The organism is Phaeobacter sp. BS52, from assembly GCF_045040595.1.
GTDB classification, from domain to species: Bacteria; Pseudomonadota; Alphaproteobacteria; order Rhodobacterales; family Rhodobacteraceae; genus Phaeobacter; species Phaeobacter piscinae.
Genome location: NZ_CP090662.1, coordinates 3303172 through 3330048, shown reverse-complemented (window position 1 = coordinate 3330048; position 26877 = coordinate 3303172). Strand labels below are relative to the sequence as shown.

Below are 26877 nucleotides of genomic sequence, written 5' to 3'. Positions count from 1 at the left end.
TTCCGCACGCGTGTCCCGCAACTCTGGCACACGACCAGCTTCAACAAACCTGCCGACATAGAACAAGCCGACGTAGTATCTAGATGCTGGATATCCATTCAGTTCCTGACCGCCTGCCGAGAGCCGAGCAGCGGTATTAGCCATCTTGGCGCACGATATCGAGGTGCGAGCGTCAAACGAAACGGGCTTGAGGGTAAAGCCAAAGCACCCAATTTGCCCTTCGTGGACAACATAAGTGCCTGAGGAGTGCAGATATAAGTGTGAGCCTTGCCACCATCCTGTATCTTCGAAAAGGTCGATAGAAGCCGTTGTAGCGCCGTCACTAATGGTGAATGCTCTGTTCCAGTCGCTGTGTATACCGAACATTGGCGTCACAGACATGCTGACGGTCGCGCTTCCATGAAGGTTGGCGACAGACATGTACTCTGAAGAACACGCAGACAGTGCTACGAGCATACCGACAGTGCCAGTGAGATTACCGAATTTTCTAAAAGTCATTGTCTGTCACTAGTCGCTCAAAACAGACATTGGCGCAAGTGCAGCGAAAGGGCGCTTTGTCCCGCGGAGCGGGCCATCATGGTTTGCGGACACCTCCAAACAAAAGCCCCCCGCAACATCAGTTGCGAGGGGCTGTTTTCATTTCAGATCAGCGTGGATCAGTCGCGGCTCTCTGGGGTTTCCACCAGATTGTCGAGGCTATCCTCGGTGGCGACGTCATCCATCGACGGGGCAGCCAGTGCGGCGGCGGCTTCGGCCTCCTCGCGGCGTGCGTCAAGGACGACATTGTCACGCGACTGGGCGATGTTGCGCACCCGCTGAGTGGCGCCACCGGTACCGGCCGGGATCAGGCGACCCACGATGACGTTCTCTTTCAGGCCAACCAGCTTGTCCTTCTTGCCCTGTACCGATGCTTCGGTGAGGACACGGGTGGTCTCCTGGAAGGAGGCCGCCGAGATGAAGGAGCGGGTCTGTAGCGACGCCTTGGTGATACCCAAGAGGATCGGCTCGCCTTGAGCAGGACGCTTGCCACGGGCCAGCGCCTTCTCGTTGGCGGTGTCGAACTCCTGCTTGTCCACATGCTCACCTTTCAGCAGCGTTGTGTCACCAGAGTCGGAGATCTCCCACTTCTGCAGCATCTGGCGAACGATCACCTCGATGTGCTTGTCGTTGATCTTCACACCCTGCAGGCGATAGACGTCCTGAACCTCGTCGATCATGTAGTTCGCCAGAGCCTCGACACCCATGATGGACAGGATGTCATGCGGCGCCGGGTTGCCGTCCATGATGTAGTCACCCTTCTGGACGAAGTCACCTTCCTGAACCGGAATGTGCTTGCCCTTGGGCACCATGTATTCGACGGGCTCCATCGACTCATCAGCAGGCTCGATCGAGATGCGGCGCTTGTTCTTGTAGTCGCGGCCAAAGCGCACGTAACCATCGATTTCGGCGATGATCGCGTGATCCTTGGGACGACGGGCTTCGAACAGTTCCGCAACCCGCGGCAGACCACCGGTGATGTCCTTGGTCTTGGCGCCTTCGCGCGGGATACGCGCGACAACGTCACCTGCCATGATCTGCTGGCCTTCTTCGACCGACAGGATGGCGTCCACGGACATCGGATAGGTCAGCGGGTTGCCCGCATCGCTGCGCACCGGCTCGCCATCGCCATCCACCAGGATGATTTCCGGCTTGAGGTCAGAGCCCTTGGGAGCCGCACGCCAGTCGATCACGATCTTCTGGGTCATGCCGGTCGCTTCGTCGGTCTCATCCCGCACAGCGATACCGGAGACCAGGTCCACATATTTTGCGGTACCGGGTTTCTCGGCGATGATCGGCAGGGTGTAGGGATCCCATTCGAACAGCTTGTCGCCACGGGCCACGGTCTGGCCTTCCTTGACGAACAGTTTGGAGCCGTAACCCAGCTTGTGGCTGGCGCGCTCTTCCCCGTGCTCGTCCTGAATGATCAGCTTCATGTTCCGCCCAACAACCAGGGTCTCGCCGTTGGCGTTTTCCAGGGTCTGCGGCATCTCGAAGACGATCTTGCCCTCTTGCGAGGCTTCGAGGAAGGACTGCTGGCCACCCTGAGCAACGCCGCCGATGTGGAAGGTCCGCATCGTCAGCTGTGTACCGGGTTCACCGATCGACTGCGCGGCGATGATGCCGACAGCTTCACCGGTGTTCACCTGCGTACCACGGGCCAGGTCACGGCCATAGCACTGGGCGCAAACGCCTTCTTCGGCCTCACAGGTCAGCGGCGAGCGGATACGGGTCGACTGAACACCGGCCTCTTCCACTGCATCTGCCATGCGCTCGTCGATCAACTGGCCAACGGCCACGATGATCTCCTCGGTGCCCGGCTTCTTGATATCCTCAGCCGCAACACGGCCCAGAATACGCTCGCCAAGCGACGCCACGACCTCACCGTCGTTGACCGCTGCTTCAGCAGTGATCGCGGCCTCAGTGCCACAGTCACGATCGCGCACGATGCAATCCTGTGCCACGTCAACCAGACGACGGGTCAGGTAACCCGAGTTCGCGGTCTTCAGAGCGGTATCCGACAGACCCTTACGGGCACCGTGGGTTGAGTTGAAGTACTCGAGAACGGTCAGACCTTCTTTAAAGTTCGAGATGATCGGGGTCTCGATGATGTCGCCATTCGGCTTCGCCATCAGGCCGCGCATCCCGCCCAGCTGTTTCATCTGGGTGACCGAGCCACGCGCACCGGAGTGAGCCATCATGTAAACCGAGTTCGGTTCCATCACGGCGCCAGCCTCGTTGCGCTTGTCTGCGGAGATGGTGCCCATCATCGCATCGGTGACTTTGTCGTTACACTTCGACCAGGCATCGACAACTTTGTTGTACTTTTCACCCTGAGTGATCAGGCCGTCCATGTACTGCTGTTCGAAGTCCTTCACCTGATCGCGGGTCTCATCGACCAGCGTCCATTTGGTGTCGGGGATCACCATGTCGTCCTTGCCGAACGAAATGCCCGCCTTGAACGCTTCACGGAAACCCATGGTCATGATCTGGTCACAGAAGATCACCGACTCTTTCTGACCGCAGTAACGGTAGACGGTGTCGATGACCTGCTGAACCTCTTTCTTCCGCAGAAGACGGTTGACCAGCTCAAACGGTGCCTTGACGTTTTTCGGCAGCAACGCGCCCAGACGGACCCGGCCCGGGGTGGTCTCAAAACGCTTGAGAACCTCGTTGCCTTCTTCGTCGATCTGAGTGATCCGCGCGGTGATCTTGGTGTGCAGGTGCACTTCGCCGGCTGTCCAGCGCGTGCTGAACCTCGTCGATGGTTCCAAAGATCTTGCCTTCACCGGGCATGCCTTCACGTTCCAGGGTCACATAGTAGAGACCCAGGATCATATCCTGCGAAGGAACGATGATCGGCGCGCCGTTGGCGGGCGACAGAACGTTGTTCGTGGACATCATCAGAACGCGCGCTTCCAGCTGGGCCTCAAGGCTCAGAGGAACGTGAACCGCCATCTGGTCACCGTCGAAGTCCGCGTTGAACGCAGAGCAGACCAGCGGGTGCAGCTGAATAGCTTTACCTTCGATCAGCGTGGGTTCAAACGCCTGAATGCCAAGACGGTGCAGCGTCGGCGCACGGTTCAGCATCACCGGGTGTTCGCGAATAACCTCATCGAGGATATCCCACACTTCGGGGCGCTCTTTTTCGACCAGCTTCTTCGCCTGTTTCACGGTGGAGGACAGACCTTTGGCCTCCAGACGCGAGTAGATGAAGGGCTTGAACAGTTCGAGCGCCATCTTTTTCGGTAGACCGCACTGGTGCAGCTTCAGCTCGGGGCCGGTCACAATGACCGAACGACCGGAGAAGTCGACCCGCTTACCCAAAAGGTTCTGACGGAAGCGACCCTGCTTACCTTTCAACATGTCGGACAGCGATTTCAGCGGACGCTTGTTGGCGCCGGTGATCACGCGGCCACGACGGCCGTTGTCGAACAGCGCGTCAACCGATTCCTGCAACATCCGCTTCTCGTTGCGGACGATGATGTCGGGTGCGCGCAGCTCAATCAGGCGCTTCAGACGGTTGTTCCGGTTGATGACGCGACGATACAGATCGTTCAGGTCAGAGGTCGCGAAACGGCCCCCGTCCAGCGGCACCAGCGGGCGCAGTTCCGGCGGGATCACGGGAATGACGGTCATGACCATCCATTCCGGGCGGTTGCCGGATTCCAGGAAGCTTTCAACCACCTTCAGGCGCTTGATGATCTTCTTGGGCTTCAGCTCGCCTGTGGCTTCCGCCAGCTCTGCGCGCAGATGCTCGGCTTCGGCTTCCAGATCAATCGCGGCCAGCATTTCACGGATCGCTTCAGCGCCAATGTTGGCGGTGAAAGCGTCCATGCCGAACTGGTCCTGGGCGTCCATGTATTCTTCTTCGGTCATCATCTGGCCGTAAGTGAGGTCAGTCAGACCCGGCTCGATGACAACGTAATTTTCGAAATACAGAACCCGCTCAAGATCGCGCAGGGTCATATCCAGCATCAGGCCGATGCGCGACGGCAGTGACTTGAGGAACCAGATATGCGCAACCGGCGATGCCAGTTCGATGTGGCCCATGCGCTCGCGGCGGACCTTTTGCAGGGTGACTTCCACACCGCATTTTTCGCAGACAACGCCGCGATACTTCATGCGCTTATATTTGCCGCACAGACATTCGTAGTCTTTGATCGGGCCAAAGATGCGCGCGCAGAACAGACCGTCGCGTTCGGGCTTGAACGTCCGGTAGTTGATGGTTTCCGGCTTTTTGATCTCGCCGTAGGACCACGACAGGATCCGCTCGGGCGATGCCAGCGACACCTTGATCTCATCAAAGACCTTCGGCGGCGTGAGCGGGTTGAACGGATTATTCGTCAGTTCCTGGTTCATTTTGATACCTCAAATTCGTGCAGAAAGGAGAGAAAGCAAGGGCCGAGGCCCTTACTCCTCACCCTCTGCATCCAGGAGTTCCATATTCAGGCCGAGGCCACGGACTTCTTTCACCAGAACGTTAAACGATTCCGGTACGCCCGCTTCAAAGTTGTCCTCGCCCTTGACGATCGATTCATAGACCTTGGTCCGGCCTGCAACGTCATCCGATTTCACGGTGAGCATCTCCTGCAGGGTGTAGGCGGCGCCATAAGCTTCCAGAGCCCAGACTTCCATCTCACCAAAGCGCTGACCGCCGAACTGCGCCTTACCACCCAGCGGCTGCTGAGTAACGAGGGAGTACGGACCGGTCGAACGTGCGTGGATCTTGTCGTCGACCAGGTGGTGCAGTTTCAGCAGGTATTTGATGCCGACGGTCACAGGACGGGCAAACTGCTCGCCGGTGCGGCCATCAAACAGGATCGACTGACCGGAGGTGTCAAAGCCAGCGCGCACCAGAGCGTCGTTGACGTCGGCCTCTTTGGCGCCATCAAAGACTGGTGTTGCGATCGGCACACCACGGGTCACATTGCCTGCGGCCTCGACCAGATCGGTCTCGGTCATATCGGCAATACCTTCACCGTAGACGTCGTCACCATAGGCATGGTGCATCGCTTCACGAACCGGGGTCAGATCGCCGGAGCGACGATAGTCCTGCAGCGCATCGTCAACTTTGATGCCCAGACCGCGTGCGGCCCAGCCCATGTGGGTCTCCAGAATCTGACCAACGTTCATCCGCGACGGAACACCCAGCGGGTTCAGACAGAAATCGACCGGAGTACCATCGGCGAGGAACGGCATGTCCTCCATCGGCACCACTTTCGAGATCACACCTTTGTTCCCGTGACGACCAGCCATCTTGTCGCCCGGCTGAAGCTTACGCTTCACCGCGATGAAGACTTTGACCATCTTCATCACGCCCGGCGGCAGATCATCGCCGCGACGCACTTTCTCGACCTTGTCTTCAAAACGGGCATCCAGAGCACGTTTCTGTGCTTCGTACTGCTCGTTCAGGGCCTCGACAACCTGAGCGCTCTGCTCGTCTTCAAGCGCCAGCATCCACCACTGACCGCGGCTGAGTGTGTCCAGCAGCTCCTCAGTGATTTCCGAACCAGCCTTGATGCCTTTGGGGCCTTTGACAGCGGTTTTACCCAGCAGCATGCCACGCAGACGTGCATAGATGTTGCGATCCAGAATGCCCATCTCGTCGTCCCGGTCACGGGCCAGACGCTCGACTTCTTCACGCTCGATCTGCAGCGCACGCTCGTCTTTTTCGACGCCGTGACGGTTGAAGACACGGACCTCAACCACAGTCCCGTAGTCACCCGGCTTCACGCGCAGCGAAGTGTCGCGCACGTCAGATGCTTTTTCACCAAAGATGGCGCGCAGCAGCTTTTCTTCCGGAGTCATCGGGCTTTCGCCCTTGGGTGTGATCTTACCGACGAGGATATCGCCCGGTTCCACATCCGCACCGATGTAAACAATGCCCGCCTCATCGAGGTTGCGCAGCGCTTCTTCACCGACGTTCGGAATGTCGCGGGTGATCTCTTCCGGCCCGAGCTTGGTATCACGGGCGGCGACTTCGAATTCCTCGATGTGGATCGAGGTAAAGACGTCGTCACGCGCGATGCGTTCGGAGATCAGGATGGAGTCTTCGTAGTTGTAGCCATTCCAGGGCATGAAGGCCACGACGACGTTTTTACCCAGAGCCAGCTCACCCATATCGGTGGACGGACCGTCGGCAATCACTTCGCCCTTGCGGACTTCCTGGCCTACTTTCACCAGCGGACGCTGGTTGATGCAGGTGTTCTGGTTCGAACGCTGGAACTTGCGCATGCGGTAGATGTCCACACCCGCATCACCCATTTCGAGGTCAGAGGTCGCCCGGATCACGATACGCTGTGCGTCGATCTGGTCGATGATACCGCCGCGCTTGGCCATGATGGCCGCGCCGGAATCCCGTGCCACGATCTCTTCGATGCCGGTGCCGACCAGCGGTGCCTCTGCGCGCAGCAGCGGAACCGCCTGACGTTGCATGTTCGAGCCCATCAGAGCCCGGTTCGCATCGTCATTCTCAAGGAACGGGATCAGCGAGGCCGCAACGGAGACCAACTGCTTGGGCGAGACGTCGATCAAGTCCACGCTTTCACGCGGAGCCAGAGTATAATCGCCCGACTGACGGGTCGAAACCAGATCGTTGATGAACTTGCCATCTTCGTCCAGTGTCGCGTTCGCCTGCGCCACAGTGTGACGCATTTCTTCTGTCGCGGACATGTAGTGGACTTCGTCGGTCACCTTCGCCTCGTTGACGACACGGTAAGGTGTTTCGATGAAACCGTACTTGTTCACGCGGGCAAAGGTCGCCAGCGAGTTGATCAGACCAATGTTCGGCCCTTCCGGTGTCTCAATCGGGCACATCCGACCATAGTGGGTCGGGTGAACGTCGCGCACCTCAAAGCCAGCACGCTCACGGGTCAGACCGCCAGGCCCAAGCGCCGAGAGGCGACGCTTGTGCGTCACTTCGGAGAGCGGGTTGGTTTGGTCCATGAACTGAGACAGCTGCGAGGAGCCGAAGAATTCACGGACAGCCGCGGCAGCCGGTTTTGCGTTGATCAGATCCTGCGGCATGACGGTGTCGATCTCAACGGAGGACATCCGTTCCTTGATCGCACGTTCCATGCGCAGAAGGCCGACGCGGTACTGGTTTTCCATCAGCTCGCCAACGGAGCGCACACGACGGTTACCAAGGTGGTCGATGTCGTCGATGTCGCCCTTGCCGTCGCGCAGCTCAACCAGTGCCTTGATGCAGGAGATGATGTCTTCCTTGCGCAGGGTCCGCTGAGTGTCCTCAGCATCCAGAGCAAGGCGCATGTTCATCTTCACACGGCCAACGGCGGAGAGGTCATAGCGCTCGGAATCGAAGAACAGCGTGTCAAACAGCGCGGAGGCTGCTTCAACGGTCGGCGGCTCACCCGGGCGCATGACGCGGTAGATATCCATGAGCGCGGTGTCGCGACCCATGTTCTTATCCTGCGCCATGGTGTTGCGCATGTAGGGACCGACGTTGATGTTGTCGATGTCCAGAACCGGGATGTCGGTGATACCGGCATCGATCAGTTCCTTGACAGTCCCGCCAATCAACTCGCCGCCTTTGTCGTACTCAAGGGTCAGCTCATCGCTGAGCCTCGACATAGATGGCGCCGTTTTCTTCGTTGATGATATCCTTGGCGACAAATTTGCCAACGATATGCTCAAACGGCACCAGAAGGTCGGTGATGTTGCCTTCGTCGATCATCTTCTTGACGGCACGCGGCGTGACCTTCTTGCCTGCTTCGGCAAAGATCTCACCAGTGGCTGCGTCAACCAGATCATAGGTCGGACGGGTGCCGCGCACGCGCTCGGGGAAGAACGGCGTGACCCAGCCACGGCTCTTCTCAAGCTTGAAGTTCACGGTGTTGTAATAGGCATCCATGATGCCTTCCTGATCGAGACCCAGAGCATACAGCAGGGTTGTCACAGGCAGTTTGCGGCGACGGTCGATACGCGCAAAGACGATGTCCTTGGCGTCAAATTCGAAGTCCAGCCAGGAGCCGCGATACGGGATGATGCGGCAGGCAAACAGCAGCTTACCCGAAGAATGCGTCTTGCCCTTGTCGTGATCAAAGAACACGCCCGGCGAACGGTGCATCTGGGATACGATCACACGCTCGGTGCCGTTGACCACAAAGGTGCCGTTTGGCGTCATCAGGGGCATGTCGCCCATGTAGACGTCCTGTTCTTTGATGTCCTTCACCGACTTGGCGCCAGTATCTTCGTCCACATCAAAGACGATCAGACGCAATGTGACCTTCAGCGGAGCCGAGTAGGTCATGTCGCGCTGCATGCATTCCTCGACGTCGTACTTCGGACGTTCGAAGGAATATTTCACGAATTCCAGAACCGACGTCTCATTAAAGTCCTTGATCGGGAATACCGACTGGAACACGCCCATGATGCCTTCGCCGTCGAGCGGCTGTTCTGCATCACCAGAGCGCAGGAAGAGGTCGTAAGAAGATTTCTGGACCTCGATGAGGTTCGGCATGTCCAGGACTTCGCGGATTTTACCGTAGTATTTGCGAAGACGTTTCTGGCCAAGGAACGATTGAGCCATGTCAGATGTCACCTTTCCAATTCTCACTGAGCAAGGATGCCGCCGGGCCCCGGCACCTTACTCATACGAGACAGCGTGTTCGGATCAATTCATGACCACCTTCCCGAATGGTGGCCTCCCGATCCTTTGAACCTCGCCTGAAAAAACGCCCGTAAATTTGGGCCCTTTCTAAGACAGGTTCGGCTGGACCCGGTTTTCACCGGGCCCAGCCAAATTTCCGGGATGTTCAGAGGGTGCCGAAACCGACCCCCAGTGTTGTCCCGTATCGCGTAGCTTAGGCCAGCTCGACTTCGGCGCCAGCTGCTTCCAGCTTGCCTTTGATGTCTTCTGCTTCGGCTTTGTCCACGCCTTCTTTGATCTTGCCGCCAGCTTCGACCAGCTCTTTGGCTTCTTTCAGGCCAAGACCGGTGATGCCGCGAACTTCTTTGATCACGTTGATTTTGGACGAACCAGCGTTTTTCAGAACGACGTCAAATTCGGTCTTTTCTTCTTCCGCTGCGCCACCGGCGTCGCCGCCAGCTGCCATGACAACTGCGCCGCCAGCTGCGGGCTCGATGCCATACTCATCCTTCAGGATGGTTTTCAGTTCTTGTGCTTCAAGCAGGGTCAGACCAACGATGTCTTCTGCCAGTTTCTTCAGATCAGCCATTTTATCAGCTCTTTCCGTTTACAGTGTGTGTGTTCCAACGTGCGGGCTGATGCCCGACGCCAGTCATTCAGTGCCAACCGCTTACGCAGCTTCCGCCTTCTCTTCGATGGTCGAAAGGATGCTTGCGATGTTGCTTGCAGGTGCGCCAATCGCACCGGCGATGTTGGAAGCAGGTGCGCCGAGCATGCCTGCGATCTGAGCAATAAGCTCGTCGCGCGAAGGCATTTTCGACACGGCTTCAACGCCGAGCACGGTCAAGAGCGTTCTCGCCCATTGCACCGCCAAGGATTTCGAACTTTTTGTTCTCCTTGGCGAAGCCCTCGGCCACCTTGGCTGCTGCCACGGGGTCCTCGGAATAGGTCAGAACGGTCATCCCTGTCAGCAGGTCAGACATGCTTTCACACGGCTTACCCTCGAGGGCGATTTTGGCGAGCCTGTTCTTGGCAACACGCACGGAGCTCCCGGCGTCGCTTGCACGCGCCCGCAGATCCTGCATCTCTGCAACTGTCAGACCGGTGTAGTGGGCTACGACCACCACGCCAGAGCTTTCGAAGATCTGGCCGAGTTCCTCGACCACTCTCTCTTTCTGGGCTCTATCCACAGTTCTCTCCAAGTTTAGGGACACTTTCGCATCCCGGCTCATTGATGTGCCGAACATTGCTGTCCGGCGTTCAAGTCCGTTTTAACGGGGTGAGCCAAAATCACCCGAGGGTAGGAATTCCCTCGATCCTTTGGTCGTTCCCGTCTCAGGAGGGAAATTAAGACCCGATCGACAGGCCACCCACCATCTTGGACGAAATGAAATAAAGCGCACGACGAATCGCACGCTTTATCTCGCGGTCGTAGTTAGTCCCATTTTAGGGGTTTTCCAAGGGCAAAATTGCCGCAACACCCAACAGGGGCGGGATCAGTCGGAATCCTGGCAAGGACAGCCCCGAAATGCAAAACCGGGGACCCCTGCAAGGGCCCCCGGTCTATCGCTGATGTATACGATCTACGGCAGCGCGACATAGCGCACCACCAAACTATCGTCCCGCCTGCCGAGATTACTCGGTAACGGCGGTTTCCACGTCAACAGTGACGCCCGGCCCCATAGTGGAGGACAGAGCGATTTTCTTCATATAGGCGCCTTTGGCACCAGCCGGCTTGGCCTTGGCCACCGCCGAGATGAACGCCTTGACGTTCTCGATCAGCTTGGCTTCGTCGAAGGACGCTTTGCCGACGCCTGCGTGGACAACGCCGCCTTTTTCAGCCTTGAACTGAACTTCGCCACCTTTGGCTGCTTCCACGGCTGCTTTCACATCCATGGTCACGGTGCCAACCTTGGGGTTCGGCATCAGGTTGCGAGGGCCAAGCACTTTGCCCAGACGGCCGACGATCGGCATCATGTCCGGGGTTGCGATGCAGCGATCAAAATCGATGGTGCCGCCCTGGATGGTTTCCATCAGGTCTTCTGCACCAACGATGTCCGCGCCAGCTTCTTTGGCTTCGTCAGCTTTCGCGCCACGGGCGAAAACAGCAACACGCATGTCTTTGCCGGTGCCGTTGGGCAGACCGATAACGCCACGAACCATCTGGTCTGCGTGACGGGTGTCAACGCCGAGGTTCAGGGCGATTTCGATGGTTTCATCGAATTTTGCGTTTGCGTTCGCCTTGATCAGAGCGACCGCTTCTTCCACCGACAGGTTGTCCTTGCCAGCGAAAGCTTCGCGCGCAGCGCGGGTCCGTTTACCGAGCTTAGCCATCTTACTTCACCTCGATGCCCATGGAGCGGGCAGAGCCCAGGATGATCTGCATTGCGGCGTCGATGTCGTTCGCGTTCAGATCTTTCATTTTCGCTTCGGCGATCTCTTTCACCTGAGCGACGCTGACGGTGCCAACGGTTTCACGCGACGGGTTGTTCGCGCCGGATTTCACCTTGGCGGCCTTCTTCAGGTAGTAAGACGCGGGCGGCGTCTTGATGTCCATGGTGAAGGACTTGTCCTGATAGTAGGTGATCACGGTCGGGCACGGCGCACCGGGCTCCATGTCTGCAGTCTTGGCGTTGAACGCCTTGCAGAATTCCATGATGTTGATGCCGCGCTGACCCAGTGCCGGACCGACCGGCGGGGATGGGTTTGCCTTACCGGCGGGCACTTGCAGCTTCATTGTGCCAACAAGCTTCTTAGCCATTTGGTTTTCCTTTCAACGAGGACAGGACGCGTCCTGTCCGGAGAGTGTTGCGTGGTCCGATGTCAGGATCGCGATCCCTTGATCTCCCACGAGAGAATCTCGCCCGGAGGCGATAGAAGCGGCGTTTATAGCGGAACGGTGAGGTTGGCAAGGGGTTGGGAGAGGTGCACGCCAGTAAACAACCGGCCAGATTGCCTGATACAAGGGCAAGTGACTTTTCATGTGTAATGATATCATATAACACTTCGTGACCACTTGCTACGGCAACCTTTAAAACCACCCCTACCAGAGGCCTCTAAGATGACTGGAAACTGCGGTCGAACCAGCCTGAAACGTAAGCTGCGCCGTGGCAACCCGATGCAGGATTACGATTGTCTCCCTCCGGATCTGCGCCGCTGGATCTCATCCGCTGTCCTGCCTTGGAGCGCGAGATCTGTTCATCGCACCTTCAACAAGGCGCTGGCCCGCACTGGTGATAGAGCGCTCGCATTTGGTGAACTGAATCTGATCCAGCGGAAACTGACGGTTAAGGACGCACAAAAGATCTGGGGATCATCTCACCCTGATGCCGCCTCACCCAAACGATAAAAGGCGACCCGTACGGGGCCGCCTTGTCTCACGTTCGCATACAATCAAACGGGGGGGGGTTATCACCCCTGCTTGGTCACCTGAGTGAAGTCCAGCTCCACCGGGGTTTCCCGGCCAAAGATGGACACGGTAACCTTGAGCTTCTGATTGTCGTCGTCGACGCCTTCGACCATGCCGTCGAAATCTTCGAACGGACCGTCGTTGACTTTGACTTTTTCACCAACCTCGAAGGAAATGAGCGTGCGCGGTGCCTCTTCGCCTTCCTGGACGCGGCCGAGGATACCCTGCACCTCTGCGTCGCGCATCGGCATCGGGCGGCCCTGCGGTCCGAGGAAGCCAGTCACGCGGTTGATCGAGGAAATCAGGTGGTAGCCACGATCGGACATCTCCATGTGCACCAGCACATAGCCGGGCATGAAACGCCGCTCGGTCGTGACCTTCTTGCCGCGACGGATCTCGATCACCTCTTCGGTGGGGACCAGAACCTCGTCAATCTCATCCTCAAGGCCCTGTTCTGCGACCGACGTGCGGATCTGCTCTGCGATTTTCTTTTCGAAGTTCGAAAGAACGCTGACCGAATACCACCGTTTCGCCATGAACCTGATCGTCCTTGTGTCTCTTGGCCGACAAGACTGCCGTGCCGCTGCTGAAATAAAATACAGCCTCTCAGGGCTGCCCTCTAACAAAAAGCGGCGCGCGACACGAATCGCCACACGCCTACGTCAGAGTTACGCGCTCACCTATCGCCCCGGGAGTCCAAGATCAAGAGGAGAGCCGTGAATTGCAAAGACCCGGCCGCCTGTGTCGCAACGCCGCGCAACGGAAGGCCGTCAGGTCGGGATTAGCCGAACATGCCCAAGATGCCCTCAAGCCCAAAGCGGATCAGAATGTCCACAATGGCAAAGAACACGGCCGTAAGCGCCGCCATGACGAACACCATCACGGTGGTCAGCAGCACCTCACGGCGGGTCGGCCAGACGACCTTGGAAACTTCGGCGCGAACCTGCTGGATGAACTGGACGGGGTTGGTGGTGGCCATGAGGCGGGGTTCTCTCTGCTAGCAATTAAGCAGCGATTTAACCGCAGACTAAGGCAATTTCAAGCCCCGCTGCAGATCGGGCCCGGCAGCTGGGGTCCGGTGTTTGGCTGAAGAGGCTTAAGACTGCTAGCAGCTGAGGTCCTATGATGACGGCTGCCGACGGGAGCCGTTGCGTCAACCGCCGTCGGCGCAGTCAATTCTATCTTAATTTTCGAGAGGCATAAATATCGCCACCGGGTAGCGCAGGTGCCATCACATCCCGCCCTGCCCGTCACCGAGCGCGATTATGAGATAGGATTCCATGACCCTCGCACAGAACAATCCACAGGCAAGCGGCCTGAGTCAAACCACCCCAGCAGGGGCCGCCACCCAGCGCGAAGCGCAGGCAACCCCACCGCTGACCATGCAAATTTCCGGCAAGCTTTCCGGGCGCGGCCACGCGCGGCAACAGCCAACGGATACCAAACTGGATCCTGAGCTGCAGGAGCAACTGACCGCGCTGTTTCAGCACGGGCACCATCAGCAGGCCGCAACCCGATGCGCAGAACTGCTGAACAGCCACCGGAAATCTGCGTTTCTCTGGGAACTTCTGGGTCGTTGCCACTTGGCACAGACCGCGCTGGATGAGGCTGCGACCTGCCTCAACAAGGCCTGCGAGTTGAACCCGACCTCGCCCACGACCTTTGCTGCGATGGGCGATGTCTACCGTCGCCAGAACCGGCCGGAGGATGCCGTCGCGCTCTACAAAAAAGCACTGACGCTTGATTCGACCTGCCTGCCCGCGCTGAATAATCTGGGCAATACTCTGCTGGATCAGGATCGTATCATCGAAGCGGACCAGTGCTTCGCCAGTGCAATCGATCAGGCGCCGGACAATGCGCAGCTGCTCTACAACCGTGCCAATATCCAGCGCCAGCTTGGCAATCTGGGTATCGCGCGCGATCTTTATGGGCAGGCCGCACGATTTGCGCCGGGTTTTCTGGAGGCACGCTATAATCTCGCCCAGCTCACCGGTATGGCTGGCGACCGGGTTGAGGCGATCCGCAATCTGGAACAGATCCTGCTGGCCCGCCCAAACGATGATCGTGCCCGCGCCCAGAAGCTGCGCCTGATGGCTGATATCTGTGACTGGCGCTGGCTGGATGAATATCGGGATCACCGCCGCCATCTGGGACTGCGCGGCTCTGCATGTGCGCCGCAGGCTCAGATCGGTCTCGAAGATAACCCCGACCTCCTGCGCATCCGGATGCAGGCCCATGCCAGCGCCGGGCTGCAGGCTGATCCGGCACCGCAACGCCCACGGGCAGGAACCCGGCCCCAGCAGCTTCGTGTCGGCTATTTTGTCAGCTCAGCCCAGGATTTGGACGCACTGCGGCTGCTCGACAGTCTGCTCGCCCGCCATGATCAGAGCCGATCTCGCCCTTTATGTCTACACCGCCAGCGCCCCGCGCGCTGATCTGATCGGCGTCCTGCACCGCGACATTCGCGGACTATCGCCCACCACAATCAAGACGCAGGCCGTGGCAGACCAGCTGGATATTGCGATTGATCTGACCAGCTACACCCATGAGGCTGATGCCACCGTGTTCTCGGCCCGGATCGCGCCGGTGCAAGTTGCCATGCCAGGCTTCCCCGGCACCATGGGCACCCCCGCCTATGATTATATCCTCGGGGATGCGGTCACCTGCCCGCCCGGCAGTGAGCGGTATTTCGAGGAACATCTGATCCGCATGCCGCAGAGCTACCTGAGTGTGTCAGGTCCGCAGGATCTGTCTGGACATCAGTTTAGCCGTCGCGACTGCAATCTGCCGGATGAGGCCTTTGTGTTCTGCAGTTTTACCGCCAGCCACGCGGTAACCCCGCGTGAGTTCGACATCTGGATGCGTCTGCTGACAAAAATCGACGGCAGCGTGCTTTGGCTGGCAGATCACCCCGAAGAGGCGCAGGCGGCGCTTCGCCAGGCCGCAGGTGATCGCCGTGTCGACCCTGACCGCCTGATCTTTGCGCCCCCCTGCACCGGAGAAGAGCGGATGGCCCGCAGCATGGTTGCGGATCTCTTCCTCGATAGTTTCACCATAAATGCCGGTCCTGCGGCCCGTGATGCGCTGATTGCCGGGCTACCTGTGCTGACGATGGCCGGTCGCCAGTTCGCCGCACGCACCACCGCCAGCCTGCTGGCCGCCGCCGGGATGGAGGAGCTGCAGACAACAACGCCCCAGGCCTATGAAGCGCGCGCTCTGGAACTGGCCGGAGATCGCGACCAGCTGATGGCGCTGCGCAGCAAGCTGCGTCTGATGCACTCCAAGGCCCCGCTGTTCAATACGGCAGGCTATATGCAGGACCTGGAGCGTGGGTTGGATATTGTGTTCGCACGCCATTGCGACGCCCTACCGCCCCAGCACGTGGCGGTCCCGGCCGAGGACCCCTCCCCAAACCGCCCGTTGACAGGTTCTCCCACGGGAAAGTGGCCGCGCCACCCATTCACGCGGCTTGATCACAATATAGGCAAACCAACGCACATGCCCTCGCTGCCCGAACAAGGCGGCGGGGTCATCCCGCGGGGATGCAGGTCACTGCCGCAGCCGTCCACCCGTGATAAACACCGACAACAACACCTGACAGATACCAGCACGGGGCTGACTGCGGATTTGGAAATCTGGGAAATGGCAGGGGCATCAGGGTTCGAACCCGAGACCTACGGTTTTGGAGACCGTCGCTCTACCAACTGAGCTATACCCCTACGGTGCGGCAGTTCCTAAGCCAGGGATGCGCCGCTGGCAAGAGGGAAATCGACGAAATCCCCCTGATTTCCGCGTCTCAGGCCGGGATGACTGGTCCCGGCTGTCAGGCTCCAGTATGACAGGGCAAAGGATCCAGAAGAAAGAGCCCAGAGTGAGCCTGCGTAAGAAAATCGCCGACAGCCCGAAGGTGAATCGCGCCGTCGAGGCCCTATTGGCTGGCTATGTGCGATTCGCCTATCGAACCTCACGCTGGGAGCGTCGCGGATTTGAGGAGATGGATGCCTGCGTCGCCTCAGGGGAACCCGTGATCTTCGTGCTCTGGCACCAGCGGCTGATCATGGCGCCCTATCTCTTCGACACTTCGCTGGGTCGCATCTGCGCCCTGACCTCCGCCGCGCGCGCCGGGCGGCTGGCCGGACAGATCCTGGTGCGACTGGGGTTTGAGACCATCCCGATGTCCAGCCACAAGCGCCACGTCGCCCTATCCCGCGAAGTGCTGCGCCGGACCAAAGAAGGCTGTTCCATCGGCATCGCCGCCGACGGACCGAGAGGGCCTGCTCGTATTTCCTCGGGCGTGCCGATCACGTGGGCACGGATGACCGGATGCCGTGTGTTCACCGTCGCTTTTGCAGAGCGGAAAGTGATCAAGCTGCCAACTTGGGACAGACAGATGCTGCCGCTGCCGTTTTCACGTGGTGTTCTCCTCTGTCAGGAATGGACAGAGGAAGTGCCGAAGAAGCCCACTGATGAGCAAGTGGAAACGTTGCGACTGAGCCTGCAGGCCTCACTGGACGCCATCACCGATGCGGCCGATACGGCGGTCGGGCGCGACGGTGAGGGGCAGAAGTACCCGGCAGGTTAGTTAGCACGGTTTTCGCCGCAGTTTCGGTTGGTGGATTGATCACCGATACGCAGAGTATTCTTTGATCTCCGCCCACCGCCCCGAAGACCGCGCGGTTTGTGGACCTGCTTTCCTGCACTACAAGCAAGGTTCGGAAAAAGGCGTTCTCTGGCGACACCAACCATGCCTTGGCAGAAATCCCCGTAACGCAGGTGTTCATGAAAGCCATAAGAGAAAAGTCGATCGCTTTGCCGTCTCGTTCAGGCCTCTAACCGGTCTCTGCCCTGCCCCATCACTGCCGCACAGAAAAAGGCCGCCCCGTTTGGAGCGGCCTTCTTTAGTTCATTCACTGGTGCGGGCTCTCATTAATTTTGCTGCGCAAAACCAACTGCCGCCCGCCAGACGGCAAAGCCGTCTTACTCAGTGATTTTCGACACAACGCCAGCGCCGACGGTGCGGCCGCCTTCGCGGATCGCGAAGCGCAGGCCCTGCTCCATCGCGATCGGCGCGATCAGTTCAACGTCGAACTTCAGGTTGTCGCCCGGCATAACCATCTCGGTGCCCTCAGGCAGGGTCACGGTGCCGGTCACGTCGGTGGTGCGGAAGTAGAACTGCGGACGGTAGTTCGCGAAGAACGGGGTGTGACGACCACCTTCTTCTTTGGTGAGGATATAGGCCTCAGCTTCGAACTTGGTGTGCGGCTTCACGGAACCCGGCTTACACAGAACCTGACCACGCTCAACGCCGTCACGGTCGACACCACGCAGCAGCGCGCCGATGTTGTCGCCGGCTTCACCACGATCCAGCAACTTGCGGAACATTTCCACACCGGTACAGGTGGTGGTGGAGGTGTCACGGATACCAACGATTTCGATCGAGTCGCCAACGTTGATCACGCCGCGCTCAACACGACCGGTCACAACAGTACCACGACCGGAGATCGAGAACACGTCTTCGATCGGCATCAGGAACGGCTGGTCAACAGCGCGCTCAGGGGTGTCGATGTAATCGTCAACAGCCGCCATCAGCTCCTTGATTTTCTCTTCGCCGATTTCAGGCTTGTTGCCTTCCATCGCCGCCAGAGCGGACCCTGCGATGATCGGGATATCGTCGCCGGGGTAGTCGTAGGACGACAGCAGCTCGCGGATTTCCATTTCGACCAGCTCCAGGAGCTCTTCGTCGTCAACCTGGTCCACTTTGTTCATGAACACGACCATCTTCGGGATGCCAACCTGGCGGCCCAGCAGGATGTGCTCGCGGGTCTGCGGCATCGGGCCGTCAGCAGCGTTCACAACCAGGATCGCGCCGTCCATCTGCGCCGCACCGGTGATCATGTTCTTCACATAGTCAGCGTGGCCGGGGCAGTCGACGTGGGCGTAGTGACGGCCTTCGGTCTCATATTCCACGTGCGCGGTGGAGATGGTGATCCCGCGCGCTTTCTCTTCAGGTGCGCCGTCGATCTGGTCGTAGGCTTTGAAGTCACCAAAATACTTGGTGATCGCTGCGGTCAGCGTGGTCTTGCCGTGGTCAACGTGGCCGATGGTGCCGATGTTGACGTGCGGTTTTGTACGTTCAAACTTTTCCTTAGCCATTCTGTAGGCGCCCTTTTGAATTGGGGGTCGGAACCCGACCCGAATTTCCTCTGCGCGCGCGGCTTATTTGGTTTGCGGGTGAAAATCAACCCGTTCCGGCACGTCGGCGCGCAAATCCCCGCGAGATCGTAGACCAGACCCCACAGCCCGCGCGCCCAGCTCATCGCAGCTGGCCTGATGTCAGGCCGAAGCCTCCAATGCGTGCGCTATGCGCGCGAATTTCTGCCACCTAGAACGCGATAAAAACAGCGATCTTGGACCGTTAGCCAGCCGCTGCCGCGGGCCCGGCGCTTGCGGCGCTGGCATCTTCGCTGAGGTCCGCAGCATCGCTCTGTTCTGGCTCAAACCAGCCGTTGTCCTTGCGCTGCTCAACAAGCCAGTCTTCGATCTGGCCGACAGCATTGCGCGCAAGCCCCCGCATCTGCTCTTCCCGGGTGCGCGCGTGGCCCGATCCAACCAAGAAGCTGTCTGCGGTTGTCGTCTCGAAGACGGTGAATTTCTTCACGACCTTGTTCAGTTTGGTGCCTGCGGCGTCATCCCAGACAGTCACATTGATCGCCAGAACAGATTTCGGGCTAAGCACAAGCGGCACACCGCCGGGAGCAACAAAATAGCCCTCAACACTGATGCCAAAGTGATAGATCTTGTCGCCGTCATACTGGTTGAACCGGGCATCGACCTCATTGGTGAGGATATCGACCCACTCTTGCTTGGACACCTCGCGCGATCCCGGCACCATCTGCACCTTGGAGGCGATGACGATATTATGGCCCAGCTTGAAGGTTCCGAGATCCTCCAGCGGTTCGTCAGGCGCGGCTGCGGTACAGGCGGCAACGGCGACCATGGCGGCCAGAAGAGCGAAGATCCGGATCATAGCAGTCTCATTTCAGTTAACAGACGCCTTCAGATAGCCGCCCCGTGCGGAACCGGTAAAGCCATGATGGCCCCGTGGTTCCGACGGGTGGCGCTGAGGCCACAGGTGCGTGGCCGCAAGAGGTGCCTTATTTGAATTTGTAGTTGCGCGGGAAACCATACGGCGGCCGCTTGCCGATACCGGCACGTTTGCCCAACCATTGCCCCAAGTCAGTTTCGTGCCGTGTCTTGCCGCCACCCATTTCCCAGCTGAGGCCATCGTCCCAGTTGAAGGTGCTGACATCGCTCAGCCCGCCATCCAGTTCCAACGAGCCTTGCTTGCCACGCGCCATGTTGTATTTCTGCAGACGCACGCCTTTGCCACGGGTCAGTTCCGGCATTTCCTCAACCGCGAAGACAAGGAATTTGCCGTTCTCGGACACCACCGCAACATGGTCGCCCGTCACCGGGATACAGATCTTGGCGCGGTCGTCGTCTTTGACGTTCAGCACCTGTTTGCCGCTGCGGGTCTGTGCCACGATATCTTTTTCGGCGCAGATGAAACCATTGCCCGCATCCGAAGCGACCAGCAGGCGGCCTTCCGGGTTGTGGATCAGGATATCGACGATTTCGACCTCGTTCGGCAGGTCAACCATCAGCCGTAATGGCTCTCCCATGCCACGCCCGCCGGGCAGGTTGGACGCGGAAATCGTATAAAACCGCCCGTTGGAGGCGAAGACCAGCAACCGGTCTGTGGTTTCGGCGTGGAAGATGAAGCGCGGGCCGTCGCCGTCCTTGAACTTCAACTCACGCCCCAGATCGATGTGGCCGGTCATCGCCCGGATCCAGCCCATTTGCGAGCAAACCACAGTGATCGGCTCGCGGTCGATCATGGCTTCCAGCGGGACCTCTTCGACCTCTCCCGCCTCGGCAAAGCGGGTGCGGCGCGGGCCGCCCTCATAGGTTTTGCCGAACTGCTTTTTGGTGTCCTTCAGCTGTTCCGCGATGCGGGACCATTGCAGGTCTTCCGACGCCAACAATTCAACCAGCCCGGCGCGTTCTTCGCGCAGGGCGTCACGTTCGCGCACCAGTTCGATCTCTTCCAAGCGGCGCAAGCTGCGCAGGCGCATGTTGAGGATCGCCTCGGCCTGCACCTCGCTCAACTCCCCGGCACCGGTAGCAGGCGAAACATAGTCTGCTTCGGTATAGGCGCGCGGGTGATCCTGCGACCAGTTTTCCCGCATCAACGCCGCTTTGGGATCATCGTCATAGCGGATGATATCAATCACGCGGTCCAGATTGAGGAAGGCGATGATGAAGCCTTCGAGCACCTCAAGACGATGATCGATCTTATCCATCCGGTGCTGCGAGCGGCGCTGCAAGACATCGCGACGGTGATCAAGGAAGGCGCGCAGCACCTCCTTCATCGAACAGACCTTGGGCGTGACCCCGTCGATCAGGACGTTCATGTTGAGGCTGAAGCGAATTTCCAGATCCGAGTTGCGGAACATCATGTTCATCAGCACTTCGGGGTCCACATTCTTGGACTTCGGCTCAAGAATGATGCGGATATCCTCCGCCGACTCGTCGCGCACATCACCCAGAATGGGGATCTTCTTGGTCTGGATCAGTTCCGCGATCTTTTCGATCAGCTTCGATTTCTGCACCTGATAGGGGATTTCGGTGATCACGATCTGCCATTGGCCGCGGCCCAGATCCTCGACCTCATGGGTGCAGCGCAGACGGAAAGACCCGCGCCCTGTGGTATACGCCTTGGCGATGTTCTCCTTGGGCTCAACAATAATGCCTCCCGTGGGGAAGTCCGGGCCGGGCACATAGTTCAGAAGGGTGTCATCGCGCGCATCAGGGGTCTTGATCAGATGCAGGCAGGCATCGATCAGCTCACTAATGTTGTGCGGCGGGATATTTGTTGCCATGCCCACGGCGATACCGGCCGCCCCATTGGCGAGGATATTCGGGAATGTCGCAGGCAGCACCGCCGGTTCGGTCAGACGTCCGTCGTAGTTGTCACGGAAATCAACGGCGTTTTCACTCAGACCTTCCAGCATCGCCTCGGCAACGAAGGTCATCCGCGCTTCGGTGTAGCGCGAGGCCGCAGGGTTATCGCCGTCGATATTGCCAAAGTTGCCCTGACCGTCGACCAGCGGGTAGCGGACGTTGAAGTCCTGCGCCAGACGCGCCATAGCATCATAAATCGCGGCATCGCCGTGAGGGTGGAAATCCCCCATGGTGTCACCGGAAATCTTCGCCGATTTCAGAAAGCCGCCAGTGGAGGTGAGCCGCAGACGGCTCATGGCGTAGAGAATACGGCGATGCACCGGTTTCAGACCATCACGCGCATCGGGCAAGGCCCTGTGCATGATGGTGCTGAGAGCATAGGTCAGGTAACGCTCGCCAATCGCGCGGCGCAACGGTTCCAATACTTCTCCGGATGCGGGGGAATCGGGGGTGTCTTGATCATCTACCAGGTCGGTCATGTATTGGTGATACTGCCCCCTCCAGCCTTGGTAAAGCGGGGCCGTGAGAAAATGCGGAGTTACCCCCATATATCGGCCCGACCACAACCATATGCGAGGGGGGGGCCGAACGCCGACATCTCTTCGTGTGCACCGTCGCTCACTCGGGGGAGAAAGCGGCCACCTCTCCCCTATTGCGACTCGCGAAACTGCTGTAGGATTGAAAGACGCCGGAACAAACTGTGTTGCAGCTGCGTATTATCTGCATGCGGGCGGACGCTTGCCACTCGTGAATTTGCACAGATTTTCAGGCTGATCCTGGGGGGGATTTGTATATGTCACGCTTTGTTATTGCATCGTTTCTATTCTTGGGCTGGGGCTTCTACGAGGCCAGTGGCGGCGCCGATTTTGAACCGCCGAAGGGTCCGTCGGCCGCGCTTGATATCGCCAAAGCAGCCTTTGGCAGCGACAGCAGCCCATCAACTACATCTGTGCGCAGCGCTCAGGTGACGGCCGAGTCGCTGGTCAGCAAGGTGGCCCTGCGCGTCCCGCAAAATGACACAACACAAGCGGCAAACACCAAACCGGCCCGACCAGCCGCCGACCCTGCGCTGCGCTCTCGGGTCGCGATGGAGCAGATCGCCGCTGTCGGCGCAGGCCTTAGCAACAGTGATACCGCATTTTCGGCCACGTCGGCGTCTCAGGCGAGCTTCCAAACGTCCCCTGCAACATCTGGAGCGGTGCAGCTGGCCTCGCTCACAGACGGGCTATCGGCACAACCGCTGGTCCAGGCCGCGCTTGAGACCGACCCGCAGGACATCGTGGAGCCGAAGGCTGACATTCGCTCCATCACCGCGACACGCGTCAATATGCGCTCCGGTCCGGGCACGGTCTATCCCATCGTTGACCGGCTGAGCAACGGTGAAGAAGTTGCGGTATTTGAAGATATCGGCACCGGCTGGTTGCACCTGCGCACCGTAAAAGACGGCAAAGTTGGCTGGATTGCCGCTTCCCTGGTGAGCCAGAAACGCCCATAAAGCGTCGGTACAGGTGACCGCGCGAGGGGCTTCATGCAAAAAACAATCCTGATGACAGGCTGCTCCTCCGGGATCGGCCTGGATGCAGCCCATGGGATGCGCGAACGCGGCTGGACTGTTTTTGCCTCGTGTCGTCAGCGCGTCGATTGCGACAGGTTGCGTGCCCAAGGGTTCATCAGCCCACTGATGGACTACACAGATGCCGAGACACTCCGCAGCGGTCTTGGCGAAGTGCTGGAGCACACCGGCGGCACATTGGATGTTCTGTTCAACAACGGCGCCCATGGTCTGCCCGGTGCGGTCGAGGATGTCTCCACCGACGGGCTGCGCAGCATCTTTGAAAGCAATGTCTTTGGCTGGCACGAGCTGACCCGCAACGTCATCCCGGTGATGCGCGCACAGGGGCACGGGCGCATCGTGCAGAATTCCTCGATCCTCGGATTTGTGAGCTTCCCCTGGCGGGGGGCCTATGTCGCCACCAAACACGCAATTGAGGGGCTGACCGACACCATGCGTGTCGAACTGCGGGACAGCGGGATCCATGTCATCCTGATCGAACCCGGCCCCGTTACATCGAAGATCCGCGAAAAAGCCATTCCGCATTTCGAGAAATACGTCGACTGGGAAAACTCCGCCCTGCGTGACCGCTATGAGGCGAGCCTGCTGAAACGTCTCTATGAAAGCACCGGGCCAGACAGGTTTGAGCTCCCCGCCTCCGCTGTTACAGCCAAACTGGTTCATGCCTGCGAGAGCAAACGCCCGCATCCGCGTTACTATGTCACCGTACCGACCCATATTGGCGGTGTGCTAAAACGCATCCTGACAACACGCGCGATTGACCGCATCCTCGCGCGGCTTAGATAGCTGATGCGCGGCCAGACCTGCCATGGGGGCAGCGGCTAGCGCGACAAGAAACAAGGAATATGAGAAGATGGGCGATCCGCTCTACATCCTGGCAATTGCTGCCATCGCAGCAACTGTTATCGTGCTGGTGATCGGCATTGGTGGGTTCGGCGCCAGCGGTGCCTTCAATGCCAGAAACGCCAATAAGATGATGCGCCTGCGCATCCTGTTTCAGTTTCTCGCCGTGGTGTTCATCCTTGGCTACGTCTATCTTCGCGCTCAGGGAGGTCAGTAAGCCATGGTCGTATTGAACAAAATCTACACCCGCACCGGCGACAAAGGGGACACTGCGCTTGGCAATGGCGACCGTGTCGCCAAACACTCCGCGCGGGTGAACGCCTATGGCACCTCGGATGAGCTGAACGCCTTTGTCGGGGTGGCCCGGCTTGAGGCCAAGGATGAGATGGATGCCGCGCTGGCCCGCATTCAGAATGACCTTTTTGATCTTGGCGCAGATCTGTGTCGGCCGGAAATGGACAAGGATGCAGATGCTGACTACCCGCCCTTGCGGGTTGCCGATGCGCAGGTCGCGCGGCTGGAAGCGGAAATCGATGCGATGAACGCGGAACTCTCGCCGCTGCGCAGCTTCGTGCTGCCGGGCGGGGCTGCACTCTCCGCGCATTTGCACGTCTGCCGCACTGTGGCGCGGCGTGCTGAACGTTTGGCGACCGACCTGGCGACGCAGGAGGACATCAATCCAGCGGCGGTGAAGTATCTCAACCGGCTCTCGGACTGGTTCTTCGTCGCATCGCGCGCTGCCAATGACAATGGGGCCCGCGATGTTCTGTGGGTGCCAGGCGCCAATCGCTAGCCCCCCCCCGGAGCGGGTCTATCGCGCCGTGCAGGTCTGATCGGCCCGTACGGCGCGTCATCTGTCGACGCTGACTGATAGACACACCCGCGCCCGGATCGCTCCACCGCCGCGCCATGATTCTACGGTGTGATCTGCTTCCCTTGCGGCAGTGCAGCATCTTGCGTCGCAACATTCCTGCAAAACTGCTGATGCAAACCGTCAGACGCGACGTCGGAGGGCGGTAACGTGACGATTTTGCCCTGTTGCGGCGCAATCTAAGCCGCTATCAACATCGCGAGAGCATGGAGGAGAGTCGCCTCGGCGGCTTGCCGTTTGTTAAGGAGAGAACGCAAAATGAAGGTACTCGTGCCTGTCAAGCGCGTGATTGACTACAACGTGAAGGTCCGCGTCAAAGCGGACGGCAGCGGTGTCGATCTCGCCAACGTCAAAATGTCGATGAACCCGTTCGACGAAATCGCCGTCGAAGAGGCCATCCGCCTCAAGGAAGCTAAGCAAAGCTGATGAGATCGTCGTTGTCTCCATCGGTGTGAAGCAGGCGCAGGAAACCCTGCGGACCGCATTGGCCATGGGCGCCGACCGCGCGATCCTGGTCAACGCCGCTGAAGATGTCCACACCGACATCGAGCCGCTGGCCGTTGCCAAGATCCTCGCCAAAGTGATCGAGGAAGAGCAGCCCGGTCTGGTTCTGGCTAGGCAAGCAAGCGATCGACAACGACATGAACGCAACCGGTCAGATGCTGTCTGCGCTCTTGGGTTGGTCGCAAGGCACCTTTGCCTCTGAGCTGGACGTCGACGGCGATAACGCTGTTGTGACCCGCGAAGTAGACGGCGGCCTGCAGACCATCAAAGTGAAGATGCCCGCCATCGTCACCGTGGACCTGCGCCTGAACGAGCCGCGCTACGCCTCGCTTCCGAACATCATGAAAGCGAAGAAAAAGCCGCTCGACGAGAAAACCGCCGCCGACTACGGCGTCGACGTCTCGCCGCGCTTGGAAATCATCTCCACCAAAGAGCCCGAAGCCCGTGCCGCTGGCATCATTGTGGGCTCGGTCGATGAGCTGGTTGGGAAACTCAAAGAAGCGGGGGCTGTGTAATGGCTGTTCTTCTCCTTGCCGAAGTGACCGATGGTGCCCTGGCGCTGGATGCAACTGCAAAAGCGGTTACCGCTGCGGGCAAACTGGGCGATGTGACGGTGCTGGCCGCTGGTGCATCCGCAGCCGCCGCTGGCGAAGAAGCCGCGAAGATCGCAGGCGTCGCCAAGGTTCTGGTCGCCGAAGATGCGTCGCTGGGCCACCGCCTGGCGGAGCCGACTGCAGCGCTGATCGCGTCGCTGGCATCCGACTATGAACACATCGTTGCGCCCGCAACCACAGACGCCAAGAACGTCCTGCCTCGCGTGGCGGCGCTCTTGGATGTGATGGTGATTTCGGATGTGTCCGGCGTTGTCGACGGCGACACGTTTGAGCGCCCGATCTACGCAGGCAACGCGGTACAGACCGTGAAGTCGCGCGATGCGAAAAAGGTGATCTCCTTCCGGACCTCCACCTTTGACGCGGCTGGCGACGGCGGCTCTGCCTCTGTTGACACCATCTCCGCAGCCGAAAACCCCGGCCTGTCCGAATGGGTTGAGGACAAAGTCGCCGCCAGCGATCGCCCCGAGCTGACCTCGGCCGGTGTGGTTGTGTCCGGTGGTCGCGGTGTTGGCTCCGAGGAGGACTTCAAACTGATCGAAAGCCTCGCAGACAAGCTGGGGGCCGCAGTTGGCGCGTCCCGTGCTGCAGTCGACTCGGGCTATGCACCGAACGACTGGCAGGTGGGTCAGACCGGTAAGGTCGTCGCACCTGAGCTGTATGTTGCAGTTGGCATCTCCGGTGCAATCCAGCACCTGGCAGGCATGAAAGACTCCAAAATCATCGTCGCGATCAACAAAGACGAAGAGGCTCCGATCTTTCAGGTGGCCGACTATGGTCTGGTCGCTGACCTGTTCCAGGCTGTGCCCGAGCTGATTGAAAAGCTGTAAGATTCTGCAGTTATCGCATGAAGGAGCCCGCAACTGGTGTTGCGGGCTTTTTTCGTGACCATCC

General features: G+C 59.2%; 16 protein-coding genes, 1 tRNA gene and 5 pseudogenes. 10 read left to right on the top strand and 12 right to left on the bottom strand.

Annotation, left to right across the window (positions count from 1 at the left end; genetic code table 11):
- Nucleotides 1-656 precede the first annotated feature (656 nt).
- From rpoC to rplK, 6 genes and pseudogenes are all read right to left on the bottom strand, one after another.
- A pseudogene (gene rpoC, locus L0Z65_RS16090) lies at nucleotides 657-4899 on the bottom strand (DNA-directed RNA polymerase subunit beta').
- A 51-nt stretch (nucleotides 4900-4950) separates the two neighbouring features.
- Nucleotides 4951-9088, bottom strand: a pseudogene (rpoB, locus tag L0Z65_RS16085) (DNA-directed RNA polymerase subunit beta).
- Between the two features lie 274 nt (nucleotides 9089-9362).
- A complete protein-coding gene (rplL, locus tag L0Z65_RS16080; protein WP_040173581.1) occupies nucleotides 9363-9737 on the bottom strand; it encodes a 50S ribosomal protein L7/L12 in 375 nt (124 codons plus the stop codon).
- Nucleotides 9738-9818: 81 nt separating this feature from the next.
- Nucleotides 9819-10338 (bottom strand): annotated as a pseudogene (gene rplJ, locus L0Z65_RS16075) (50S ribosomal protein L10).
- Between the two features lie 445 nt (nucleotides 10339-10783).
- Complete coding sequence (gene rplA / locus L0Z65_RS16070) at nucleotides 10784-11482, bottom strand: 50S ribosomal protein L1 (protein WP_014878906.1); 699 nt, start codon at nucleotides 11480-11482, stop codon at nucleotides 10784-10786.
- A gap of 1 nt (nucleotide 11483) precedes the next feature.
- A complete protein-coding gene (gene rplK / locus L0Z65_RS16065) occupies nucleotides 11484-11909 on the bottom strand; it encodes a 50S ribosomal protein L11 (RefSeq protein WP_024095809.1) in 426 nt (141 codons plus the stop codon).
- A 300-nt stretch (nucleotides 11910-12209) separates the two neighbouring features.
- Between rplK and L0Z65_RS16060 the strand changes: the two genes are divergently transcribed.
- The gene (locus L0Z65_RS16060; RefSeq protein ID WP_040173575.1) at nucleotides 12210-12497 is read left to right on the top strand and encodes a DUF6525 family protein; all 288 of its coding nucleotides are present in this window, start codon (nucleotides 12210-12212) and stop codon (nucleotides 12495-12497) included.
- Between the two features lie 62 nt (nucleotides 12498-12559).
- Here L0Z65_RS16060 and nusG read toward each other — a convergent pair whose 3' ends face one another.
- Together nusG and secE are read right to left on the bottom strand one after the other, a co-directional pair.
- On the bottom strand, nucleotides 12560-13093 hold the full coding sequence (gene nusG / locus L0Z65_RS16055) for a transcription termination/antitermination protein NusG (RefSeq protein ID WP_014878905.1): 534 nt from the start codon (nucleotides 13091-13093) through the stop codon (nucleotides 12560-12562).
- Between the two features lie 245 nt (nucleotides 13094-13338).
- Nucleotides 13339-13536, bottom strand: a complete 198-nt coding sequence (secE, locus tag L0Z65_RS16050; RefSeq protein ID WP_008560174.1) for a preprotein translocase subunit SecE — start codon at nucleotides 13534-13536, stop codon at nucleotides 13339-13341.
- 301 nt (nucleotides 13537-13837) lie between these two features.
- On the opposite strand from secE, the gene L0Z65_RS16045 reads away from it, so the two are divergent.
- Nucleotides 13838-14992, top strand: coding sequence for a tetratricopeptide repeat protein (locus tag L0Z65_RS16045; RefSeq protein WP_405109204.1), 1155 nt, complete (start codon nucleotides 13838-13840; stop codon nucleotides 14990-14992).
- Nucleotides 14937-15821: pseudogene (locus L0Z65_RS16040) on the top strand (UDP-N-acetylglucosamine-peptide N-acetylglucosaminyltransferase); the annotation flags it as partial. The gene L0Z65_RS16045 and the pseudogene L0Z65_RS16040, both read left to right, overlap by 56 nt.
- Nucleotides 15822-16200: 379 nt before the next feature.
- Here L0Z65_RS16040 and L0Z65_RS16035 read toward each other — a convergent pair.
- Nucleotides 16201-16276, bottom strand: a tRNA-Trp gene (locus L0Z65_RS16035).
- A 152-nt stretch (nucleotides 16277-16428) separates the two neighbouring features.
- Between L0Z65_RS16035 and L0Z65_RS16030 the strand changes: the two genes are divergently transcribed.
- Entirely contained in the window at nucleotides 16429-17139 is a 711-nt protein-coding gene (locus L0Z65_RS16030; RefSeq protein WP_405109201.1) for a lysophospholipid acyltransferase family protein, read from the top strand.
- Nucleotides 17140-17534: 395 nt separating this feature from the next.
- Here L0Z65_RS16030 and tuf read toward each other — a convergent pair whose 3' ends face one another.
- From tuf to L0Z65_RS16015, 3 genes are all read right to left on the bottom strand, one after another.
- On the bottom strand, nucleotides 17535-18710 hold the full coding sequence (gene tuf / locus L0Z65_RS16025) for an elongation factor Tu (protein ID WP_024095804.1): 1176 nt from the start codon (nucleotides 18708-18710) through the stop codon (nucleotides 17535-17537).
- Between the two features lie 262 nt (nucleotides 18711-18972).
- The gene (locus tag L0Z65_RS16020) at nucleotides 18973-19584 is read right to left on the bottom strand and encodes a hypothetical protein (RefSeq protein ID WP_405109198.1); all 612 of its coding nucleotides are present in this window, start codon (nucleotides 19582-19584) and stop codon (nucleotides 18973-18975) included.
- Nucleotides 19585-19711: 127 nt separating this feature from the next.
- Nucleotides 19712-22060: a DNA topoisomerase IV subunit A gene (locus L0Z65_RS16015; protein WP_405109195.1), complete on the bottom strand. Its 2349-nt coding sequence runs from the start codon at nucleotides 22058-22060 to the stop codon at nucleotides 19712-19714.
- Nucleotides 22061-22374: 314 nt separating this feature from the next.
- Here L0Z65_RS16015 and L0Z65_RS16010 point away from each other — a divergent pair, with 314 nt between their 5' ends.
- The 6 genes and pseudogenes from L0Z65_RS16010 to L0Z65_RS15985 all read left to right on the top strand — a co-directional run bounded on the left by L0Z65_RS16010 (nucleotide 22375) and on the right by L0Z65_RS15985 (nucleotide 26813).
- The gene (locus L0Z65_RS16010) at nucleotides 22375-23076 is read left to right on the top strand and encodes an SH3 domain-containing protein (RefSeq protein ID WP_405109192.1); all 702 of its coding nucleotides are present in this window, start codon (nucleotides 22375-22377) and stop codon (nucleotides 23074-23076) included.
- 33 nt (nucleotides 23077-23109) lie between these two features.
- Complete coding sequence (locus L0Z65_RS16005) at nucleotides 23110-23940, top strand: SDR family NAD(P)-dependent oxidoreductase (protein ID WP_405109189.1); 831 nt, start codon at nucleotides 23110-23112, stop codon at nucleotides 23938-23940.
- A 67-nt stretch (nucleotides 23941-24007) separates the two neighbouring features.
- Nucleotides 24008-24214, top strand: coding sequence for a twin transmembrane helix small protein (locus L0Z65_RS16000; RefSeq protein ID WP_405109186.1), 207 nt, complete (start codon nucleotides 24008-24010; stop codon nucleotides 24212-24214).
- A 3-nt stretch (nucleotides 24215-24217) separates the two neighbouring features.
- Nucleotides 24218-24790: a cob(I)yrinic acid a,c-diamide adenosyltransferase gene (locus L0Z65_RS15995; RefSeq protein ID WP_096872705.1), complete on the top strand. Its 573-nt coding sequence runs from the start codon at nucleotides 24218-24220 to the stop codon at nucleotides 24788-24790.
- Nucleotides 24791-25126: 336 nt separating this feature from the next.
- Nucleotides 25127-25887 (top strand): annotated as a pseudogene (locus L0Z65_RS15990) (electron transfer flavoprotein subunit beta/FixA family protein).
- The gene (locus L0Z65_RS15985; RefSeq protein ID WP_014876040.1) at nucleotides 25887-26813 is read left to right on the top strand and encodes an electron transfer flavoprotein subunit alpha/FixB family protein; all 927 of its coding nucleotides are present in this window, start codon (nucleotides 25887-25889) and stop codon (nucleotides 26811-26813) included. Before L0Z65_RS15990 ends, L0Z65_RS15985 begins: the two are co-directional and overlap by 1 nt.
- The last annotated feature ends 64 nt before the right edge of the window (nucleotides 26814-26877 follow it).

Bases quoted from the DNA above. Each gene is read 5' to 3' on its own strand.
- rplL (WP_040173581.1), bottom strand. From the start codon at position 9,737: ATGGCTGATCTGAAGAAACTGGCAGAAGACATCGTTGGTCTGACCCTG.
- rplA (WP_014878906.1), bottom strand. From the start codon at position 11,482: ATGGCTAAGCTCGGTAAACGGACCCGCGCTGCGCGCGAAGCTTTCGCT.
- rplK (WP_024095809.1), bottom strand. From the start codon at position 11,909: ATGGCTAAGAAGCTTGTTGGCACAATGAAGCTGCAAGTGCCCGCCGGT.
- L0Z65_RS16060 (WP_040173575.1), top strand. From the start codon at position 12,210: ATGACTGGAAACTGCGGTCGAACCAGCCTGAAACGTAAGCTGCGCCGT.
- nusG (WP_014878905.1), bottom strand. From the start codon at position 13,093: ATGGCGAAACGGTGGTATTCGGTCAGCGTTCTTTCGAACTTCGAAAAG.
- secE (WP_008560174.1), bottom strand. From the start codon at position 13,536: ATGGCCACCACCAACCCCGTCCAGTTCATCCAGCAGGTTCGCGCCGAA.
- L0Z65_RS16045 (WP_405109204.1), top strand. From the start codon at position 13,838: ATGACCCTCGCACAGAACAATCCACAGGCAAGCGGCCTGAGTCAAACC.
- tuf (WP_024095804.1), bottom strand. From the start codon at position 18,710: ATGGCTAAGGAAAAGTTTGAACGTACAAAACCGCACGTCAACATCGGC.
- L0Z65_RS16020 (WP_405109198.1), bottom strand. From the start codon at position 19,584: ATGATCCGGATCTTCGCTCTTCTGGCCGCCATGGTCGCCGTTGCCGCC.
- L0Z65_RS16015 (WP_405109195.1), bottom strand. From the start codon at position 22,060: ATGACCGACCTGGTAGATGATCAAGACACCCCCGATTCCCCCGCATCC.
- L0Z65_RS16010 (WP_405109192.1), top strand. From the start codon at position 22,375: ATGTCACGCTTTGTTATTGCATCGTTTCTATTCTTGGGCTGGGGCTTC.
- L0Z65_RS16005 (WP_405109189.1), top strand. From the start codon at position 23,110: ATGCAAAAAACAATCCTGATGACAGGCTGCTCCTCCGGGATCGGCCTG.
- L0Z65_RS16000 (WP_405109186.1), top strand. From the start codon at position 24,008: ATGGGCGATCCGCTCTACATCCTGGCAATTGCTGCCATCGCAGCAACT.
- L0Z65_RS15995 (WP_096872705.1), top strand. From the start codon at position 24,218: ATGGTCGTATTGAACAAAATCTACACCCGCACCGGCGACAAAGGGGAC.
- L0Z65_RS15985 (WP_014876040.1), top strand. From the start codon at position 25,887: ATGGCTGTTCTTCTCCTTGCCGAAGTGACCGATGGTGCCCTGGCGCTG.